At 63.0% G+C, this 19,294-nt stretch carries 22 protein-coding genes and 2 pseudogenes; 5 read left to right on the top strand and 19 right to left on the bottom strand.

Translation table 11 applies throughout. The annotated features are described in order from the left end of the window. Positions 1-28 precede the first annotated feature (28 nt). Entirely contained in the window at positions 29-517 is a 489-nt protein-coding gene (locus tag AC13D8_RS11865) for an SRPBCC family protein (RefSeq protein WP_482969012.1), read from the top strand. A 288-nt stretch (positions 518-805) separates the two neighbouring features. On the opposite strand, the pseudogene AC13D8_RS11860 reads toward AC13D8_RS11865, so the two are convergent. The 9 genes and pseudogenes from AC13D8_RS11860 to AC13D8_RS11820 all read right to left on the bottom strand — a co-directional run. Further along, a pseudogene (locus AC13D8_RS11860) lies at positions 806-1,069 on the bottom strand (transposase); the annotation flags it as partial. A 72-nt stretch (positions 1,070-1,141) separates the two neighbouring features. Next, positions 1,142-1,546: pseudogene (locus tag AC13D8_RS11855) on the bottom strand (single-stranded DNA-binding protein). Positions 1,547-1,965: 419 nt separating this feature from the next. After that, positions 1,966-2,759 (bottom strand): IS5 family transposase gene (locus tag AC13D8_RS11850; protein WP_482969011.1). Its coding sequence is split into 2 segments (ribosomal slippage): positions 1,966-2,399 and positions 2,399-2,759, totalling 795 coding nucleotides; the frame shifts between segments, so codons are not numbered across the junction. A 478-nt stretch (positions 2,760-3,237) separates the two neighbouring features. After that, a complete protein-coding gene (locus AC13D8_RS11845) occupies positions 3,238-3,366 on the bottom strand; it encodes a hypothetical protein (RefSeq protein WP_277815881.1) in 129 nt (42 codons plus the stop codon). A gap of 25 nt (positions 3,367-3,391) precedes the next feature. Next, entirely contained in the window at positions 3,392-4,561 is a 1,170-nt protein-coding gene (locus AC13D8_RS11840) for an alanine/ornithine racemase family PLP-dependent enzyme (protein WP_482969010.1), read from the bottom strand. Continuing rightward, entirely contained in the window at positions 4,558-4,812 is a 255-nt protein-coding gene (locus AC13D8_RS11835; RefSeq protein ID WP_482969009.1) for a hypothetical protein, read from the bottom strand. The genes AC13D8_RS11840 and AC13D8_RS11835 overlap by 4 nt, the downstream gene beginning before the upstream one ends. 774 nt (positions 4,813-5,586) lie before the next feature. Continuing rightward, a complete protein-coding gene (locus AC13D8_RS11830; RefSeq protein WP_482969008.1) occupies positions 5,587-5,934 on the bottom strand; it encodes a hypothetical protein in 348 nt (115 codons plus the stop codon). 74 nt (positions 5,935-6,008) lie between these two features. After that, positions 6,009-6,881, bottom strand: coding sequence for an extracellular catalytic domain type 1 short-chain-length polyhydroxyalkanoate depolymerase (locus tag AC13D8_RS11825; protein ID WP_482969007.1), 873 nt, complete (start codon positions 6,879-6,881; stop codon positions 6,009-6,011). 407 nt (positions 6,882-7,288) lie between these two features. Next, positions 7,289-7,870: a hypothetical protein gene (locus AC13D8_RS11820; RefSeq protein WP_482969006.1), complete on the bottom strand. Its 582-nt coding sequence runs from the start codon at positions 7,868-7,870 to the stop codon at positions 7,289-7,291. Positions 7,871-8,160: 290 nt separating this feature from the next. Between AC13D8_RS11820 and AC13D8_RS11815 the strand changes: the two genes are divergently transcribed. Beyond that, positions 8,161-9,534: a hypothetical protein gene (locus tag AC13D8_RS11815; protein WP_482969005.1), complete on the top strand. Its 1,374-nt coding sequence runs from the start codon at positions 8,161-8,163 to the stop codon at positions 9,532-9,534. Between the two features lie 111 nt (positions 9,535-9,645). On the opposite strand, the gene AC13D8_RS11810 is transcribed toward AC13D8_RS11815, so the two are convergent. After that, the gene (locus AC13D8_RS11810) at positions 9,646-9,879 is read right to left on the bottom strand and encodes a hypothetical protein (protein ID WP_129431891.1); all 234 of its coding nucleotides are present in this window, start codon (positions 9,877-9,879) and stop codon (positions 9,646-9,648) included. 176 nt (positions 9,880-10,055) lie between these two features. Between AC13D8_RS11810 and AC13D8_RS11805 the strand changes: the two genes are divergently transcribed. Next, a complete protein-coding gene (locus AC13D8_RS11805) occupies positions 10,056-10,787 on the top strand; it encodes a Crp/Fnr family transcriptional regulator (RefSeq protein WP_482969004.1) in 732 nt (243 codons plus the stop codon). Positions 10,788-10,842: 55 nt separating this feature from the next. Here AC13D8_RS11805 and AC13D8_RS11800 read toward each other — a convergent pair whose 3' ends face one another. Continuing rightward, the gene (locus AC13D8_RS11800; RefSeq protein ID WP_482969003.1) at positions 10,843-11,037 is read right to left on the bottom strand and encodes a hypothetical protein; all 195 of its coding nucleotides are present in this window, start codon (positions 11,035-11,037) and stop codon (positions 10,843-10,845) included. Between the two features lie 355 nt (positions 11,038-11,392). On the opposite strand from AC13D8_RS11800, the gene AC13D8_RS11795 reads away from it, so the two are divergent. Beyond that, complete coding sequence (locus tag AC13D8_RS11795; RefSeq protein ID WP_482969002.1) at positions 11,393-11,551, top strand: hypothetical protein; 159 nt, start codon at positions 11,393-11,395, stop codon at positions 11,549-11,551. 71 nt (positions 11,552-11,622) lie between these two features. On the opposite strand, the gene AC13D8_RS11790 is transcribed toward AC13D8_RS11795, so the two are convergent. The 6 genes from AC13D8_RS11790 to AC13D8_RS11765 all read right to left on the bottom strand — a co-directional run bounded on the left by AC13D8_RS11790 (position 11,623) and on the right by AC13D8_RS11765 (position 16,768). Continuing rightward, a complete protein-coding gene (locus tag AC13D8_RS11790; RefSeq protein ID WP_482969001.1) occupies positions 11,623-12,645 on the bottom strand; it encodes a fatty acid desaturase in 1,023 nt (340 codons plus the stop codon). Between the two features lie 597 nt (positions 12,646-13,242). Next, a complete protein-coding gene (locus AC13D8_RS11785; RefSeq protein WP_482969000.1) occupies positions 13,243-13,728 on the bottom strand; it encodes a hypothetical protein in 486 nt (161 codons plus the stop codon). A 563-nt stretch (positions 13,729-14,291) separates the two neighbouring features. Beyond that, positions 14,292-15,116, bottom strand: a complete 825-nt coding sequence (locus AC13D8_RS11780; RefSeq protein WP_482968999.1) for a nucleoside phosphorylase — start codon at positions 15,114-15,116, stop codon at positions 14,292-14,294. Beyond that, positions 15,113-15,466 (bottom strand): MerC family mercury resistance protein, encoded by a 354-nt coding sequence (locus tag AC13D8_RS11775; RefSeq protein WP_482968998.1) that lies wholly within the window; start codon positions 15,464-15,466, stop codon positions 15,113-15,115. The genes AC13D8_RS11780 and AC13D8_RS11775 overlap by 4 nt, the downstream gene beginning before the upstream one ends. A 100-nt stretch (positions 15,467-15,566) precedes the next feature. Then, positions 15,567-15,920, bottom strand: coding sequence for a DsrE/DsrF/TusD sulfur relay family protein (locus AC13D8_RS11770; protein WP_129431836.1), 354 nt, complete (start codon positions 15,918-15,920; stop codon positions 15,567-15,569). Further along, a complete protein-coding gene (locus AC13D8_RS11765; RefSeq protein ID WP_482968997.1) occupies positions 15,917-16,768 on the bottom strand; it encodes a sterol desaturase family protein in 852 nt (283 codons plus the stop codon). Before AC13D8_RS11765 ends, AC13D8_RS11770 begins: the two co-directional genes overlap by 4 nt. An 84-nt stretch (positions 16,769-16,852) precedes the next feature. On the opposite strand from AC13D8_RS11765, the gene AC13D8_RS11760 reads away from it, so the two are divergent. After that, on the top strand, positions 16,853-17,521 hold the full coding sequence (locus AC13D8_RS11760; RefSeq protein WP_482968996.1) for an ArsR/SmtB family transcription factor: 669 nt from the start codon (positions 16,853-16,855) through the stop codon (positions 17,519-17,521). Between the two features lie 285 nt (positions 17,522-17,806). Here AC13D8_RS11760 and AC13D8_RS11755 read toward each other — a convergent pair whose 3' ends face one another. Both AC13D8_RS11755 and AC13D8_RS11750 read right to left on the bottom strand, forming a co-directional pair. Beyond that, on the bottom strand, positions 17,807-18,136 hold the full coding sequence (locus AC13D8_RS11755; RefSeq protein ID WP_482968995.1) for a hypothetical protein: 330 nt from the start codon (positions 18,134-18,136) through the stop codon (positions 17,807-17,809). Beyond that, positions 18,133-19,077 carry a DnaJ C-terminal domain-containing protein gene (locus tag AC13D8_RS11750; RefSeq protein WP_482968994.1) on the bottom strand — a complete coding sequence of 315 codons (945 nt, stop codon included), beginning with the start codon at positions 19,075-19,077 and terminating at the stop codon, positions 18,133-18,135. The genes AC13D8_RS11755 and AC13D8_RS11750 overlap by 4 nt, the downstream gene beginning before the upstream one ends. Positions 19,078-19,294 lie beyond the last annotated feature (217 nt).

Genomic DNA, 19,294 nt, shown 5'->3' with positions numbered 1-19,294 from the left:
GACCCGTAACGCTTAAGAGGAGAGCCCAATGAAACTGACCGACGAGGTATTTATCGCCGCCCCGCGCGAGGACGTCTATGCCGCGCTCAACGACGTGGAGGTGCTGAAAGACTGCATTCCCGGCTGCGAGGAGCTTGTCCGCCACTCCGACACCGAGCTCGAGGCGAAGGTGTTGCTCAAGGTCGGCCCGGTCAAGGCGCGGTTCTCCGGCACCGTGACGCTGATCCCCGAAGAACCGCCCCGGCGGTTCACGCTGACCGGCAGCGGCAGCGGCGGGACGGCGGGCTTTGCCAAGGGCGGCGCGGATGTCGTGCTGCAGGAGCAAGACGGCGGAACCTGCCTGACATACGAGGCGCATGCGGATATCGGCGGCAAGCTCGCGCAACTGGGCAGTCGACTCGTCCAAGGTACCGCGAAGAAGCTGTCGGCCAGATTTTTCAAGGCTTTCGCCGTACGGGTGACCACTTGCGAAACGGCTCTTGTTCCAGGCCAGGCGACAAGCGCAAATGGCGGATAAGTCGGCAATGGGTATCATGAGTCCTCCCATCCGGCGCGGTCCACCACATCACCAACTCGACGTTGGCTATTGAAGGTAACCCTGCCGGGTGCAAGTGCGGCGAATGTCAGGATGGGATTTGGTGAAGCCAACCGGCGTAGATGTCCGCTTTTGACGTGGTTATAATGATTGTGACCAATCGTGCCGCGAATGCATCAGGGCGGTTTGTTTAAGGTTTTTCGATGCGGGCGGCGTTGAGACATTTGCTGTCAGCGCGGTTTCGGCCCGTGTTGCAAAACCCTGACAAGGAGGAAGCTGCGGCGGGCTTGGTGCTGTGTCCAGCGCGGTCGCCGCGAGCAGCTGGCGGATTCTGGCGATGTTGGCCTTGCGTTGCGCGGAGGCCAGCAGGCCACAGTGGCGGATGCGATGGATGAACTCGCTGGTCTCGAGGCGCATCACCTTTTGCCGCTCGCCGCGCTTGATCCGGTAATCCTTCCAGCGGAAGGCCACGGTATCCGCGTCGGCGCTGACAAGGCGATGGTTCGAGATGGCGACGCGATGGGTGTATCGGCTCCGAGCGGCCTTGCGGCGATGTAGCGAACCCGGCGGGTTTCCACGTCGGGCCCGAGGGGGAAACCCCGTTCCTTAGAACGGGATCTCGTCGTCGCGGTCGACCAGCTCGGGGTTTTCGTTCTCGGCCAACTTCGGGCGGCTCAGGAAGTCGACCTTCTCGGCGATGATCTCGCAGCCGTAGCGGTCGTTCCCCATGCTGTCGATCCACTTGGTGTAGTGGATGCGGCCGTGGACGAGGACCTTCATGCCCTTTTCGCAATGCTCCGCGATCGTCTTGTCGAGACCGTTGAAGCAGGTATGCGGTGCCATTCGGTGTCCATGACCCGGTAGCCGTTCTCGTCGCGCAGCACACGACCTTCCGAGAGGCGGCGGCGAGAGGTAGCGAGGCTGAAGTTGGTGATGTTGGTGCCGCCCTGGGTGGTGCGGGTTTCGGGTTTTTGACCGATGTTGCCGGGCGAGGATGACGATGTTTTGCATGATTAGCTCCTGTGTTTCCTGTCTTCGGGACCGTCCCTTCGACAAGACCCGGAAAACGCCCGTCGGGTGACGCGTGCATGGTGGACAGAATGGACACCGGAAACCCCCCAAAGGACCGGGGTGGAGCGGGCAGGACGCCATAGGCGGCCAACACGGCCCGGGCTGACGCGGGGTTGCGCGCAGGAGGCCGAACGGGATTAGGGGATTGTCAGTCGAAGGGATGAACCAGAAGCCAGAGAGGCACGGGGAGCCCACGACAGAACCAGTCTCCTGCCAATCGGGACTGCCTGAACCCAAGCCCAGCACCCTACACAGGCGGCAGAGACTATGAATCAACCCTCGTGACCTGGCCCCAGCCTACGGGAGTTGCGGGGTCATGCCACGACGGCTATCGAGACCGGAACATTTAGGGTCAGGACTCATAGCCAATAGATGACGGTTGCTGCGAGTGCGATTGCGGATAGAAAGACCTTCGGGCACCTGTCGTATCTGGTTGCGACGCGCCGCCAATCCTTGAGCCTGCCGAACATGATCTCGATGCGGTTGCGGCGCTTGTAGCGGCGCTTGTCATATTTGACAGTTTTGTTGCGCTGTGACCGCCCCGGGATGCTGGCACGTATCCCCTTGTCTTTCAACGCGTCTCTGAACCAGTCTGCGTCGTAGCCTCGGTCTCCGAGCAGCCATTCGACCTTTGGCAAACCGCCCAGCAATGCCCGTGCACCGATGTAGTCGCTGACCTGTCCAGCGGTGACAAAAGGGTCAAGCGGACGTCCCTGGCTGTCGCAGATGGCGTGCAGCTTGGTGTTCATGCCGCCCTTGGTGCGCCCGATCAGGCGGCCACGCCCCCCTTTTTCGCGGCCAGGCTGGTCGTGGTCCGGTGTGCCTTCAGATACGTCGCGTCGATCATGGCTGTCTTCTTCTCGCCGTGCTCGGCGGCCAGACCGACCATCATCCGCGCAAAGATGCCCTTGTCGCTCCACCGCTTCCAACGGTTGTATAGCGTCTTGTGCGGACCGTATTCCGCGTTCGGGCCTTCATTCGGACCAGTGGCATTCAGGCCCTCACTATCGCGCCACCGCACCCCATTGCGATTGATGAAGATAATACCGCTCAGCACACGCCGATCATCGACACGCGGCTTACCGTGGGACTTCGGAAAATAGGGCTCCAGACGCGCCATCTGCGCGTCGGTCAGCCAGAAGAGATCAGACATGTTCACCGCTCCGTTTTCGGAGCCGTGAATCACGCAAAGGACCTGAAATCAATGGGTCCTGAGCCTGGCGCATCGCCGCATCAATCTGCTCGGGCTGAGGACCACATCGCGGCGCGATCGTTACCTCGTCGTTTACAGCTTGCCGAGGCTGGGCAGAAGGTCCCTCCTTGCCGGTATGCGGGATGCGGCGGACATGGGGATGCGTTCAGCGGTTGCGGGATGTGCCCGGATTGGCGGGGGCCGAATTGCGCCACGCGCTCAACCCCTTACAGCGACGACAAACCCGCTCGCCGAACCCGGAGCTCCAGAATTTGACCTTGCATCGAAGGCAATTGCGCTCCTTGGGCGTGTCATTCAACGTGCTGGGTGGTTGGTATATCTCGGTGACTTCGGTTTTCATCTATGGGTCTCATTCGGGGTGACGTGACGCGGAATCTGGCCGGAAAGAACGTTCGCTCGCCGGCGCAGAGAGCAACGTTCAGACTTTCGGGGCCGGCTTCCGGGGCGGATCGTTCGGCGCTTTCGTTGCGGTTTCCTTTTCCGGTTTCTTGTCTGATTTCGCCTTGTCCAGGTCGGCGGTCTTCTTTGTCAGATCGTTGAAAGACATGGGTTCATCCTTTGGTTGGGTAGAGTCATATCCGGCCCGGGATTGGGCGCGGGATCGGTTCGGGCCTGTCCGCACGCCACCAACGCGGGATAGCTTTGTCGCGGGTGTTTGCGGCGTCTCGTTTGACAGCGGGTGTGGTGTGAAAGGATTTTGTGACGGCAGGTGTGGTCATGGCCCGCATGAGCGCGCCATAGCGCAGGCGCATCCGGACCTCGCTGCCCACCCGTAGAGACATATCCTTGCTGTCGACAATCAGATGATCGCTGGTTGCACCGAGAAAACGGAGGCCCGCGTCAAAGCCGAGCCCCTCCGGATCGGTATCCTGTTGGCCGACCGCGAGGACAGCGCGTGTCCGGCCATCGGCCTCCCCGATCAGGCTCGGCATCGCCCGCCCCGCGCCGGTCATGGGCGAGGGCAGCCAAAGCGGCTTGCATTTCGCCTCGATTACCTCTGCCACGAGCGTGAAGGCGTCCGTGTGCAGGCCCGGGATCGGCCGCCCGGAGGCGGGATCGGTGCCCAGAAGGATCGCCTCGCCCAGACGCAGGTTGTTGATGCGCCCCGATGACCCTTGACCGAGGGCCCATGTCAGATTGGCCGACGCGCCGCCCGACACGGTTTCCAGCATCGGACCACATGCGCCTTCGACGTCATTGGCCAGATCGGAAAGCATGGCCATGGCTGCCGCATCCGGCGCAACATCGCCGAGGCAGGCAAAATTCGCGGCAATACCTTTCAGGGCGAGACCCGGTTTACCGGTGACATAGGCCGCGATACGCACCAGTTGGGCAGGCAGGATACCATCGCGCATATCCCCCATTTCGACCAGCAGGACCACATTGTGGATGACGCCGCGCCGCACGGCGGCCTCGGACAGGGCCGCGAGGATATCCGGCTCGGTATTGTAGCTTGTCTCGCAATTCCGAACGACCTGCCGAACCTCGCTCCGCATCGGGGGGCGGATCATCGTGATCGGACAGGTGAGACCGGCCCTGCGCAGACGCTGGATATTCGCAAGCCGTGCATCGGCCAGACCTGTCGCACCCCCGGCAAGCATCGCCCCGGCGAGAGCCGGACATCCGCAAACGGCCTTGGTGACACCGGTCAAGGTGATGCCGCGGCGGGCCAGATGCGTGACCAGGGTCCGCGTGTTCTCGCGAATCTTGTCGAGGTCGATCTCGATGCGGGGCGTGGTCATTGCGCGGCCAAGACACGATTTTCCCGCAAGCCGGGACAGGCCGCGAGAACCATCGCGACCAGATCCGCAGCCGGTCGGGCGAGGGCATCGCTGACCGGCAAGACCAGATCGCGCCGACACCGCGTGATGGTCGCATCCAGATCCGCCTCGGTCATCTGATCGACCGGCGTGTTGGTTCCCCTCCATGCCAAGAAAAGCAGCACGGTGCCCAGGACAAACGCGACAAGACCGATGATGTTTGACTGTGTCATTGTGTGATCTCCTGAGACGGGTATCTTCCGGCGCGACACATGTGCCGCAGCGGCGCAATTCCCCGACCCTTGGCCCCCGCGAGATGCGGCGGTGAGGGGTCAACATGGCGGTTTCCCGCACGACCGCACTTACCTGGATCAGCCCGGCCACGATACACCCGCGCCACCGGGGGCAGCTCGCGAGCCTTTCTCTGCCGATACTGATCCATGTTGTTTCGCTGGTTGGGCGAAGCGCTAGTGTTGCGCGAAGGGATGCCAATGTTGGTGACCCCGAACGGGACAGGCACCCAAATGAACCGGATCATCTATCTCGTAGGGCTGATCGTGATCATCGTGTTCGTCCTGGGCCTTCTGGGACTTCGCTGAACGCAACCACTCTTCGCCGCACGCAAAAATGACACCGGCCAGCGTCGGTCCGATGACGCCGGTCTGCTCTGCCGCTTGCGGCCTTCTTTCTGGCGCGCCGGTCCTGATGGTTTCGCAACGAACCCCTTACACTAATGCAGGTTAGTGTCCGGGCTGTCGTATCGGATCAAACTGATGATTTGTGGCGCGCGCTCTTACAGGATCTCCGTTCCTCGCCGAACCCCGCGTCAAGGATTGCTTCAAAACGACCTGAGGCATCCTTCGAAAAGAATTCGGCAAGGGCAAGGTGGCCATGCGCAAAGCCTGAGCCCCGTGCCGGATGGCCCCGCCGCCTTTTACCTCGTGCGGCGGGGCCCGATATCTCATGGATCGTCCTGCATCGCGACGTGAAGACAGGAGGTGCCGGGCCTAGGACAAGGGCGTCTGCTGGTGCACCATTCGCCGCCACGTGCCATTGTCCTTCAGGTAAGAGGACGTGCAAAGCGCCTCATAGATCGGCGTGTCGTCGCGCTCGGCGGACACATGATAGGCCAGGATGGCCACGTCCTTTTCGCGGGTGAAGCAATGCTCGGAGAAAGCAACCGTGCGCCAGCGCTGCGCGACCTGGCTTTCCCGCCAGATGTCGTTACCCCGCAGGATGCCCACCGGGTAGGGGAAGACAAGAACGGCTCCCTTGGCCGTCATCGACCGCGCGCTGTCCGCGCCTTCGGTCCAGAACCGCTCTTCCATGGCCCAAAGCGTGTCTTCATCTGTCATGGTCCCATCCCTTTCCTTGAAATTTCAACTTTCGTGGCGTGGTCCTGGTCTCTCTCAGGATCAGCGAACCCGTCTCACGCCGGCTTGTCCAGAAAGAAACGCACCATCTGCGCCGAGGCATCCCGGCCTTTCGTGTCGGTGTAGGATCCCGCCGCGCGGCCCCCGGACCAGGCGTGTCCGGAGCCCTCGATCATCCACAGCTCTATCAGGACCGCGCCCTTGGGGTCCGCGTAGAAACTACGGGAATAGTCACGCCCGCGCACGGACCGCTTGCCCACTCTGGTGGGCGCGACATCCTCGCCCATCTCTGCCGCGACGATAAATCCGGCATTGAGCGGGTTGACCGTGCGGTCGTCTGCACCCTGGAAAATGATCCGGCGCACCGGCCCTGCCCGCGTGACGGCGATGGCGGCAATTCCGGTGGGCGCGCCGCCGCTATGCATTGCCGACATCGCCGAAAGCGTATCCCATGCTGCCCCCCGCGCAAGGCCGGAATGCACCCCGGCGGCGGCAAAGACATCCGGGTAGACATCTGCAAGAATTGTCGCCATCGCACCACCTGCCGAGAGCCCGGCCACGAAGACATCATCGCGACCCAGGCCGAATTCGCGCATCAGCTTGCGCGTCAGCGCGGCGAGAATGGCGGACTCTCCGGTGCCGCGCATCTGGTGGCGTGGTTTGAACCAGTTCCAGCACGCCCCACGATTTTGCCGCTTGGTCTGCGCCGGATAAGCCAAGGCAAGCCCATGCTTTTCTGCGAGGACATTCATATGTGTGCCGATGGCAAAATCTTCCGGGGTCTGGTTGCAACCATGCAGCATCAGGATGAGGCCCTTGGGCCGGTCGGGATGGCTGGCCGGCAGATAGAGCCGGAAGCTACGCGAGCCCGCAGCGCTTCGATGCCTGCGGGTCAGGTATTGCGCCTCCGATGGAATGCGGAGGGGCATCTGGCCGCCCCCTGCTCGGGTGGCGGGCCCGGTCGCAAGCGTCGGCATATCCCGTAACCGCCGGATCACGGCTCCCATCCGGCGTTTGATCTTGCCCGCCCCGGATGCGTCTGTGTCGGCCGTTGTCGCGGGGCTGAACGTCCTGAAAGGCAGCAATGCCGTCTCGACAACAAGGTCGCTAAGCGCCGCCTGGAGCGACAATGCCGGTCGGATCAGGCTGCCTGGCCATTGCACTGCTTGTGTCGCGGTCGTGAGAACATTTACCATTCGGGAAGCCTCCGGTAGGTTGATATCCGGTCGGGATTGTAGAAAATGCCCTGCGCGCCGGTCCTTGCCTTTCGGAAACCTGTCCCGAATCGGAAAAACGCCGGTCCGACAGATGTCGGACCGGCGTCTCATATCAGCGATTATTCCTCGATGCGCTCGACAATGGTCGTCGCGTATGCATCAACGAGAGCGGTGTAGAAATCGTCCTGGGACGGGGCCACGGTGACCCAGCCATCGGGCATCTCGCGCTCTGCGCTGGTGGCCGTCATGCGCAGGGCGTAGCTGCCGATCTGGGAATCGGGGTCGTCCGCCTTGTTGGTCGATTCGGGATCGTTGCCCCCTTCATGCGTGGTCACGGTGCCCTCGAGCGTGTTGAATTCGCCCGAATCCGGCAACACCGTGTCGCCATCGACCGAAACCTTGTTGATCTCGACCGAGATCCGCGGCGCGTCGGCCTTGTCATCAATGTTCAGCTTCGAACTGATCGCGGTGGCGAGGTCTTCGTCCAGGCTTGGCCAGAACTTGAGGACATTGGCTTCCTCATAGGAACTCAGGTCAGATGTGACCTCCACGCCGGAGAGGGTTTTTTCCAACGCGGCCAGCGGGCCGGCGGCGGCCAGCGCGAATACGCTGCAAAGAACTGTGGTCTTGAAAAGGTTCATTTTGATTGTCCTTGATTTCACCATCATCGCCAGATGCCTCTGCGGTGCCCTGATGGGCATGCCGCACGGCTCCTGTTCGGATGTGATGTCAGGTGTGAAGGTCTGCGGACGACTTATCGTTTCGCCCGTTCGTTCCTTATGTATCGCAGGTTTCACGACCACTGGCACTTACATGCATCAGCCTGTCCGCGTTCCTTTCGGGCTAGCTTGGACATGATCGGGCGCGCACGGCATGGCGCCCTTCACGGACGATAACGAACCCGTTTGTCTGGAAAAATGCCGGGCCGCTGTCGATGCGCTGGAGTGATATCCGCGACGCTTATCCTGCCCCCCCTTGAGAGGAAAACGACATGACACGCAATTCCCTGAAATCGACCACTGCAATTCTCGCTGCCATCTCATTGCTGCAACCAGTCCCGTCGCTGGCACAAGCCAACGCGAACACTGCCGATGCCGAAACACACGCAGAAACAGTGGACGACGAGGGAGCACTTGCCGCAGCCGTGACGGTGGCTGAAAACCTTGTCGACGACGCTGCGGCCCAGATCGAGGCAGAAGCGGGAGCCGAAGCACAGGCAGAGGTTGACGCTGCGGCAGCGGATCAGACCGAGGCAGAAGCGGAGGCAGCCGCAGAGGCCCACGCCGAGGCAGAAGCGGAAGCAGAGGCCCTGGCGGCGGAGGAAGCCGAGGCAGAGGCCGACGCAGCGGCAGCGAATCAGGCCGAGGAAGATGCGGCGGCGGCTGACGCCCACGCAGAGGCGGAAGCGGAAGCGGAAGCAGAGGCTCTGACGGCGGAGGAAGCCGAGGCAGAGGCCGACGCAGCGGCAGCGGATAAGGCCGAGGAAGATGCGGCGGCGGCGGCTGACGCCCGCGCAGAGGCAGAAGCGGAAGCAGAGGCCCTCGCGGCAGAGGAAGCCGAGGCACTCGCGGCCGAGGTCGATGACGAAACTCCGGCCGACGTGACGACCGAGACGATCACCGAAGATACAAGCCGTTCGAGCGATGAAGAGTTCGACGAATGGAACCCTGAAAATCAGCAGGGCACCCTCACCCAACAGAATGCCGCACCACAAGCGAAGTCCGATAGCGGAATGAGCGATCTGCAAAAGGCAGGTCTGCTCGCGCTCGGCGCGGCGGTGGTCGGCGGGATCCTGTTGAACGGTCAGCGCGCCGAGGCGAATACCCGGGACCGGGTCATCGTCGTGGATGACGACAATGACTACCGTATCCAAAAGGACGACGATGCGTTGCTTCGTCAGCCGGGTTCGGATGTGCGCACCCAGCGGTTCAGCGACGGCTCCACGCGCACCAATGTCATGCGCAGCGATGGCACCGAGATCGTCACCATCCGCGATTCCCGCGGGCGCGTCCTGAGGCGCGTTCTGATCGAGATGGACGGGCGCGAATATGTGCTGTTCGACGACACCCAGGAGTTTGCGCCGGTGGTGGTTCGTGACCTTCCCGAACCGAAAGTCGACACTTACGACTATCAGGCGGCCAGCGACCGCGAGAGCCTGTGCGCGGCCCTGCTTGCGGCCGACCAGCGCGACATCGGACGCAGCTTCAGCCTGCAACAGGTGCGCGAGATCCATGAAGTGCGTAAGTTGAGCCCCGAGATCAACCTCCAGAACGTGACCTTCGCCACCGCGTCTGCCGCGATCCAGCCGTCGCAGGCAGAGCAGTTGCGGCAGATGGGCCTGCTGATGCGCGATAGCGAGAGGTGATCAAGCGGGGCCGTCAGGGTGCCGGATTGTCGGTCAAAACCGCAGCCCCGCCGGCGTCGCCCGGCGGGGCTGCCCCGAATGCGTCTTTTCCCCGGCCCCTGGCGCGGGGCCTCAGGGCCGTCGCACCGAGTTGCCCCCATTCAGAATTCCGTTGATCAGTGCAGCCACCTCGGCGTGCAGTGCATCGTCGTCGCCTGCCGGTGCATTTTCATGCGCGGCGGCCGCATCCTTGAGAATGCCCACGATCTCTTTCTCGGGCAGGATATTGCGGTCATTCATGGCAAGCAGCAACGACTCGCAAATCGCCAGGGCGGCCGTTCCGGCAGTGTCGTTGTAAAGGGGCATGTCAGCTTCTCTTTTCAAATCGAGATCAATGTGCCGGCCCTCATTGACCTGCAACATCGTGCGATCATAAACGTTTTCTGTTAGCGTGGGCTGATGCAAAGCAGTTTTGCCCACTCATTTCCCAACTATCCGCATTCGTACGCCCGCCTGCCGAGACTTTAGCAATGGAAGCGAGAATGGTGCTATTGAACAGCCCGTTGACCCGAAAACTCTTGGCCTTCGTCGCCCTGACGGAGGTCGATCTCGATACGCTGGCGCGGTTTCACCGACGCCGCCGCACTTTTTTGCCGGGGCACGAGATGATCCATGAGGGGCAATCGAACGCCTCCGCCTTCATCCTGGCCGAGGGCTGGGCGCTGTCCTACAAGATTCTGCCCGATGGCGAACGGCAGATCGTGGATGTCCAGATTCCGGGCGATTTTCTGGGGCTGCGCAGCGTGCTGTTCCGCACCGCCGATCACAGCATCGAGGCGGTCACGCGCATCGAGGCATCCGAGGTTCTCGCCACGGATATTCTCGATGCCTTCGCGCATGCGCCGCGGCTGGCCACCGCCGTTCTCTGGGCGGCCTCGCGGGACGAGGCGATGGTGGTGGAACATCTGGTCAATATCGGCCGCCGGTCGGCCGAGGAACGCATGGCGCATTTCCTGCTCGAGCTCGGGTCACGGCTGATGCTTGTGGGATTGGCGGACAAGACCGGTTTTGCCTGTCCGCTGACGCAGTATCACCTGGCCGACGCGCTCGGGCTGAGCGCGGTGCATGTGAACCGGGTGTTGCGCCATCTGCGCGATGACGGGCTCGTCACCTTCCAGAAGGGGCAGGTGGTCTTCGACGATATCGAGCGGTTACGCAAGATGGCAGGGTTCGACACCGCCTATCTGGATCAGGATGGGCCGCTCCTGCGCTGACGCGCCGCCCCCGGAAGGTCCTGCCGGAGGGGCACCGTTTCCAACTGAGCGAAACTTATGCCAGCGCGTGCCTGGCCGAGTCGAGTTCGCGGTTGCATTCGCCGTCATTCTTCGCCGTGTGCGCCTTCTCGGCTGCCTGGAGGTGCTTCATCGCCGAGTCCTTCATGGGGCCGGCGGTGGCTCCGTCGCAGGCCGCCTTGACGTTCTTCATCTTGTCGGCGGTGCTCAGTGCGGGTGTTTTCGAGTCCATGGAATGGATCCTTTCAAGCGTCTGTACGAATTGACAAGGCTTCCTGCCGGGCCGGGCTGGAGGCCGGTCCGCCGGCAGAAAGCCTCGCCGTCACTCGCAACAAACATCCGACGGCTGAATGGTCTGCCGCCAACAAGAACCCTACACGGTTCGCTCCGGTGCGGGACTGATCCAGGTTGGTACCTGACGCGTAAATCGGCACGAGCCGCCCGGCGCTTTGACCTTTCATGGCCGAGACGGAAAGGTCCGGCGCGATGGCTGATACAGGTAAGCGCCCGCGTTCGCGAACCGGTGTAGGAATGACCAAGCAGATCGCGGCAGATGCCGCTTTGATCCGCGGCAAGGAGAGATCAAGATGAAAACCTCATGGTTCACGACAGCGCCGTTGCTCACACTCGCCATCGTCACGGCCTTCTTGGTGCAGGCGTGCAGCACGACCGCCGGGATCGGCCGTGACGTCTCCGCCGGGGCGGATGCCATCACCGAATCCGCCGAGGCGAACAAGACCTACTGAGCCGCGCCATCGGCGCAGCCCCGCTGGCATCTGTGCCCGCCCTCGGATGACCGGGTGTCCCGTTGCAATGCTCAGGCGGCACTCGCCCGCGCTTCGGCAAAGGACAGCAGCCTGCCGCGCTGTTCGTCCCAGAGGTGAAGCCGGGCACAGCGCAGGCTTTCCCAAAGCGTGATGCGCTTGGACTGCGCCAGCAGGTCGTGATCCTCGATCACCTCGGGCAGGCGGTAGAACGGGATGCGGCTTGCCAGGTGATGCACGTGGTGGACACCGATATTGCCGGTGATCCAGCGCAGCACGCCGGGCAGCGCGTAGTGCGAACTGCCGTGCAAGGCCGCCTCCTGAATGTTCCAGTCTTCGTCGTACTCCCAGCTCGTTTCCTCGAACTGGTGCTGCACATAGAAAAACCACATGCCTGCCATCGCGGCCAGAAGCATCGTCGGCAGGAACACGAACAGCAGGACATCCCAACCGCCCAGCCAGACAATGAGGGTCAGTGTCAGGCCGATAGCGGCATTCGTCGCCATGGCGCTCAACCAGTAGCGCCACCCCGACCGCATCAGGTGGACGGGCAACCGATTCTGAAGGAAGAACGTGTAGAACGGCACCACCCCGAACAGAAAGACGGGATTGCGGACGAGGCGATAAAGCGCCCGGTCGAGCCAACCCTTTTCCTGGTATTCCCGAACGGTCAGCGTCGGCAGGTCGCCGATGCCCCGCCGGTCGAGATTGCCGGTGGTGGCGTGGTGGATCGCGTGGGTCTTGCGCCAGACATCATAGGGCGTGAGCGTGAGCACGCCGATCCCGCGTCCGATCCAGTCGCACAGGCGCCGGTCGCGGAACAGCGAGCCGTGCCCGCAATCGTGCTGGATGATGAACAGGCGCAGCAGGAACGCCGAGTTTGCCAGGGCAAGCGCCACAGCCAACACGGTACTGATCGAGAGCATCCACCAGGCCACCGCCCATATCCCGACGAAAGGTGCAAGCGTGACGGCCAACTCGAATATACTACGAGAGGGGATGGGTTGACGATACTTCATCAGCGACCGCGTCCAGTCCGACGCAGCGGGCGGGCTCTCCGGCTGTGCATCGGGCACGCCGGAGCAAGGCTGGGTGTCAGAGGACACGGCCGGGACCGGCGCGCGCGGCGCTCGGGACGGAGCACCCTTTCGCCCGGTGTCCTGCAGCATGTCCTGTTCGTTGGGTTGCGTGACCCTCTCTTGGCAGGGTCTTGGCGAGTCTGTCATTGAAGGTTCCTTATCCTTCGTCGTCATGTGTATCACCCCGGCGGATTTCCAAAGGGTTGCCGCCGCTGATGTTTCGGTCAAGGCTTGCCACCACGGCCCGGTGCGTTCTCGGTTTACCTCGGCACCGATGACGGCCTGATGACTCGCCGCGGCACGGGGCATCCCCCGTGATCCGGCATTCCGGCAACCGCAATCGACCGCGCGGAACAGGCCGATTCGAGCCTGTTGACCGGGACGCTGGCACAAAATCCGCGATGCCATACTGATCCAAAGCAGCTTTTGCGTCGAAAATCTGGCCACAACGCCCCGGCGCATGAACCGTTCACAGCGCAGCCTGTCATGCCAGCCACGCCTGTAACCTCGGCACATCCTTCGCTTTGGCAATGCGCGCGGAAGGTCTCTGCAAGCGCGTTATCTTGCATCACGCGCGTTTTGCGTCGTCACACCTCAGGTCTTGACTGGCATCCCCTCGTTCTCCGCGGCCCGGATCGAAGCCTCGTCCCGCCGGGTCATCGTTGCCGTTTTCAAACCCGTCGCGTCATCCCCGGTTCGGGGAGTCCGCGAACCGGAATAGAGATGCCGAAGCTGCGCTTCGCTGACACCGTCGGCCTCCATCACGAGAAGGACAAGCGGATCGCCCAGCATTTCCTCCAGGAAAAGGTCCGTCAGTTTCTTGCCCGTCGCATTGTCTCGCGCGCGTGCGCGGTCGAGGTCGATCAGCGAAACGGTCAGTATCCGGGCAAGACCGGGATGCGATTGCCGGGCGTGCATTTTCACCATGACAGAGGCTTTCCATGCGTCCGGGTCAAGTAGATCGGGAGGGGCAAAGTGTTCGGTTTCAATCTCATATGCGCCCGCTGGCAGCGTTTCATCGAACCCCGGAACACTAAAGGGCTGTGCGAACACGGCAATCGTCTTGGTGGTCTGGTTCATCGCTGCATTCCTCTCGTATTCTCTGAATTCGGTGTCCGGCCCATCGCGGGGTGTGTCCGCCCCGAGACGTCGTCTTTCGCTGGCCTTGTGCACGCGGCTCGACACCTCGGCGAGCGCCGTCCCAAAGCCCGTTGTCCGCTTGTTTCGCCACGGCCCGAGGGGGTGGTCCTGAGCGGGGTCATTCGGGCGCACTCATTCGAAGCCTTTCCGAATGCCCCGACCGACCATGTAGATCGCGGTGGCGCGATAAACCGCGAAGCTGATGCCCCGGCGACGCGCCTCCGCTTCCGGAGAACTTGCCGTCAGCGGGCAGTTCGCCTTGATACCTGCGGGGTGTGAAGGGTCGCGGGGAAGTCGCAACCGACCTTCTCGAGCGAAGGACGATGCAGCGGCCCCGTCATGCTTTCGTGTCCGACCCGCTTGGTCGATTTCCGTCGCCAAGTCGACAAGAAGGGTCAACCCGGCGCCCTGCTCGCTTGTTATCCTTGGAATATATCCCGCGCGCTGACCTATGTTAGCACCGTCCGAAATTCGGCTGCGCGAGTGAGATTGGACACCTCCCGTCAGGGGGCTTGTCGGGTCGATATCCCGGGCGCGCCCCGCCCCACCCGTGCCACGATCCGCGCCACGACGCTCAGCGCATCTTCGCTGCCATTGGCCTCACCCTTTTCGAAATCACCCTCGATGGTGCCCATCTGGTTGGTGACATGGGCAAGGCAGATGACGTCGCGCATACGGGCGGTGGCAAAGGCATATAGCGCCGCCGCCTCCATCTCTACCGCGAGGATGCCACGGGCACGGGCGGCGGCAATGGCGGCCTCCGTCTCGCGAAACGGCGCATCGGTGGTCCATGTGGGGCCGGTCAGGACGCGCGGGACGTCCTCGAACGCGCCCCCCAACCGCTCCAGAAGCGGCGCGGGTGCGTCGCTCCAATCCGATGGCGGAAGGTAGTGATAGCTCGTGCCTTCGTCGCGCCACGCCCGGTCGATCACGATGAAATAGGGCGGCGCGCGTTGCGGCGTGATCTGTCCGGACGAGGTGATGCTGATCAGCAGATGGCAGCCCGACGCGAACATCTCTTCGGCCACCAGAACCGCAAAGGACGCCCCCACGGCGCAGCCCACCACCCCGATCTCGAGCCCCTCCAGATCCAACACCCACATCTCCGTGTGGTAACAGACCCATCCCGTATGCCGCCACGCACGGCCCACGGCGCACAGCGCGCGGACGATATCGCCATCGGGATCGAGCAGGCATATTTCGGGCACCGCGACGGACTCCGCCCGCTTCTGACGCCGCGCTTCGCGCAACAGGCTCTCGGGCGTGAAGGCCGAGGGCGCGTCGCGATCCTTGTCGCGCAGGAGCGGCGGCAGGCGCGCGTCGCTCATGCCCGCCCGCCGCGCCAATCGGTCCAGGTGCCCAGGCAGAGCAGCACGAAACCCCCCAGTTCGGCGGGCAGGGAATAGCTGACATACATCGCAAAGGCGATCAGCGCCAATCCGGCACCGCCCAGAAGCACCGGCACGCCGCGCCCGTGCCGCCGCCACCTGAGCGCCAGCGCCGCCACCGCAAGCGCGGCAAATAGCACGATGGCCCCGGACCAGACCGCCTCGTTGAGGGCGATGCCAACCCCGAGCGCACCCAGCAACGCAATCGCCGCCAGCGTTCCGTAGCAGGCGATGAGCGACAGGCTTGTGGCAAGCGCGGCCATCCAGGATCGGTTCGGGGTGTCAGACATCAGGGCCTCCCTGTGCAATGGGTCGCTTGTCAGCCCTCAGACATGATCGCGCAAGCCGTTCAGCGGCCAGGGCCCCGTATCTCGCGCCCTTGTGACCAGCTCAGAACACCAGCACCTTGTCCGCCGCGAGGGTTTCCTCGGCCAGCTCGTCCATGGTCGAGCGCGCGGCCCCTTCCAGCATCTCGGCCTCGCTCAGCCCCCGCGCCTCCATGCAGGTGCCACAGATCAGAACGCGCCCGCCCGCCGACAGAACGCGGCGCAGCATCCGTTCGATATTGTAGAACCCCTCCGGCGTCTTTTGCCCCGCCTTGGCGCAGAGCGCGGCGTCGGCCATCAGGAACACGGTGATCTCGGCCTCCGCGTCATGCTTGGCCAGCGCATGTGCCATGCGCAGCCCGTTGAAGCTGCGCTCGGTGCCATAGGGCGGATCGTTGAGCAGGATCAGGTGCTTCATGGGCGGTCCTCCTTGGTGTTGCGGGGATCGAGCGCGCCACCGCTCGCCGGGCCGCGCAACGGCTGCACCAGCATCCGGTCTAGCCACAGGTCGCGCCGCGTGCGAAACTGCTCGATCCCGATCTCCATGCCCTCATGCCCCTTGGCCGGCTGCGCCACATAGGTGCCAAGCAGCCGATCCCACCACGGCAGGTTGAAGCCATAATTGGAATTCGTCTCGCGCGGATCGATCGAATGATGCACACGGTGCATGTCCGGCGTCACCACGATCAGCCGCAGCCAGCGATCCACCCTGCGCGGCAGGTCGATATTGGCGTGGTTGAAGAGCGCGGTACCATTCAGCAACACCTCGAAGATCAACACCGCCACGGCGGGCGGGCCCAGCGCCGCCACCACCGCCAGCTTGATCCCCATCGACATCACGATCTCGACCGGGTGAAAGCGCAATCCGGTGGTGGCGTCGAATTCCAGATCCGCGTGATGCATCCGGTGCAACCGCCACAGCCCCGGCACCGCGTGGAACAGCACATGTTGCAGGTAGATCGCCAGGTCGAGCAGCAGCACCGAGACGAGGATCGCCACCCAGCCGGGCACGTCGATGTTGTTGAAGAGACCCCAGCCGCGCTCGGCCCCGATTATCGCCAGCCCGACAGCCAGCAGTGGAAAACTCAGCCGCAGGATCACCGTATCCAGCACCACGAGGCCGAGGTTGTTGGTCCAGCGGATCACGCGCGGAATTTCCTTCCGGCGCCGTGGTGCAGCCAGTTCCCAGACCATCATGGCGATGAGGATGCCCAGGAATGCCGTCACTCGGATCACCGGCTCGGCGCTCAGGATCGCGTCTGACATGGGCGGGCCTTTCGGGCTTGCGCGGCGGCGCGTAGCCGTTATCATTCAAGTAACCACTTGAATGATTAGAGACACGTCTACGCCATGTCAACCAGCCCCAAACAAGCCCTCCTGAAGGAATATGCCCTCGTCGCGCAGGCGCTTGCCGCCCCCGCGCGCCTCATGCTGCTGGAGCAACTCGCGCAGACCGAGGCGTCGGTCGAGACGCTGGCGCGCAAGACCGGGCTGACGGTGGCCAATGCCTCGCAGCATCTGCAACAGCTGCGCCGTGCCGGGCTCGTCACCAGCCGCCGCGCGGGCAAGGCGGTGATCTACCGGCTACAAGACGCCCGTGCGATTACGCTCATGGCACTGTTGAATGAGGTGGCCGAGGCCAACCTGGCGCAGGTCACGGATATTCTCGACGGGCTCTACGGCGGTGCCCCGGCCCCCGAGCCGATCACCCGCGCCGATCTCGCCGAGCGGCTCGCACAGGGGGCCGTCACCCTGCTCGACATCCGCCCCGAGGACGAATTCGCCGCCGGGCACATCCCCGACGCACGCAACACCACACTGGCCGATCTCGACCGGCTCCTGCCCACGCTCGACCCCAAGGCAGAGATCATCGCCTATTGCCGGGGGCCCTATTGCATCTACGCCCACCAGGCCGTGGCCCTGTTGCGCAACCGCGGCTTCAACGCGCGGCGCATGGATGGCGGCCTGCCGCAATGGCGCGAGGACGGGCGCGAGGTTCGGGGCGGCACTCGGGCGTGACCGTGCCCCGCTTTTCGCGGGTTTGCCTCACTCGAAAGCTGCGCCGAACGCCCCCAACTTCCAGCAATTCTCAATATGATTGGGTGTTTTCCAAGAGCCGCAAAAGCAGAAAGGAGAGGACGTCCAGTTCTCCATCTGCCCTTTCTGCAATAGAAGTTTCCGATGCGGCCAGTATATTCTGCGGTTTGAAGACGATACATATCGCGGCGAAGCGACCAGAGAGTGAGAGGCGTGCAGTGCTGTTACGTGCAGGAACACCAACCTCGGGTCCCATTCGAATTGCGCTCAGGGCTGTTTCGTGGCGGCAATGATCCGGGCTTGAAGGTCTGTTGGCAGGGTGTCTATGGCGCGTGCCATGGTAGCAAGGTCTTGTCGCGCGGCATGCAATTGATCGATGAGCAAGATCACGATGCCCAAGGCCGTCTCGTCCAGGTCGAGATCCTGGGACAATTCGCACAGGAGTTCCAGGCGCGCGATGTCGACGCGGCGATAGATATCGCCGCTTTCACTGCGCTCCGGGCGAACCAGTTCGCACTCGACAAAGCGCGAAAGTTGCCTTCGGGTCAGACGAGTGACAGCAATGATGACGTCGTCTTCGGAAAATCTTTCTGTCATGCGCTGGCTCCTTTCATCAGATCGACGCGTGGATCGAAGCTATGCGTCTTGCGCCATTCCGTGAAAAAATCGCGCAGGCCCGCGTCAATTTGGGGCGGTGTGACGATCCTCAACTCGACCTTCTGGTCGCCCTTCGCCTTGCGCCCGACATGACCGATCCCGCGCCCCCGCAAGCGCAGGACTTGGCCTGAACTCGCCCCCGGGGGGATCGTCAGGCCCACGGGGCCATCGATGGTCGGTGCTGTGACCTTGCCGCCGAGAATCGCCTCGTCGATGGTGATGGGCAGTGTCAGCAGGATGTCGTCGCCGTCGCGACGGAACACCGGATGGGGTCGCACCAGAACGGTGATGAGCGCATCACCTGCCGGACCGCCACCAAAGCCGGAAGCACCCTTGCCGCGCAGCCGCAGCGTCTTGCCGTCCTCGGTGCCCTGCGGGATCTTGACCGCTAGGCTCTGACCATCGGGCAAGGTGATCCGGGTCTCGGCTCCGCGGGCTGCATCAAGAAACGGAACCTCAAGGGTGTAGCTCACGTCCGGGCCGCGGGCCGAGAATCCACGACCGGCAGAATTGCCACCCGGCGACCGCCCACGATTGCGCAGAATTTCCGCGAAGATATCCGCCGGATCGGCATCCGCTCCGAACCCGCGCCCTTGTTGGTAAGTGTTGTCTGATGCATCCGCGAAATCACGATAATACTGCCGCCGCGGGCGCTCCACGCCGAGGCCGTCGATCTCTCCGGCATCATAACGGGCACGGGTCTCGGGATCTTTCAGGATATCATAGGCAGCGGAGATTACCTTGAACCGTTCCTCGGCCCCTGGATCGTCGGGATGCAAGTCCGGGTGGCTTGTCCGCACCAGCTTGCGATACGCTTTCTTGATATCATCAGCCGTGGCGGCCTTCGTCAGGCCGAGCGCTTCGTATGGATCTTTGGACATCCGGGCTCCCTGTTCGACAACCAGCGCATGTTGAGGCGCCAATCATTTCAAAATGCCATGGCGACGTCCGCTTCGTCGCTGATCTATGTCAGGGCGCGAACAACATGGTCCCCTATCATACCGAAGTTCTTGACTGACCGCAGCCTTTACTACGTCTATCGGTTGGTCCAACGTCGGGGATCAGAGCAAAACAATGAGGCCCGTTTGACATCCACAA

Source organism: Roseovarius sp. B-10 (genome assembly GCF_056859295.1).
The sequence above is the reverse complement of the archived record's forward strand: the minus strand, read 5'-3'. Positions and strand labels throughout refer to the sequence as shown.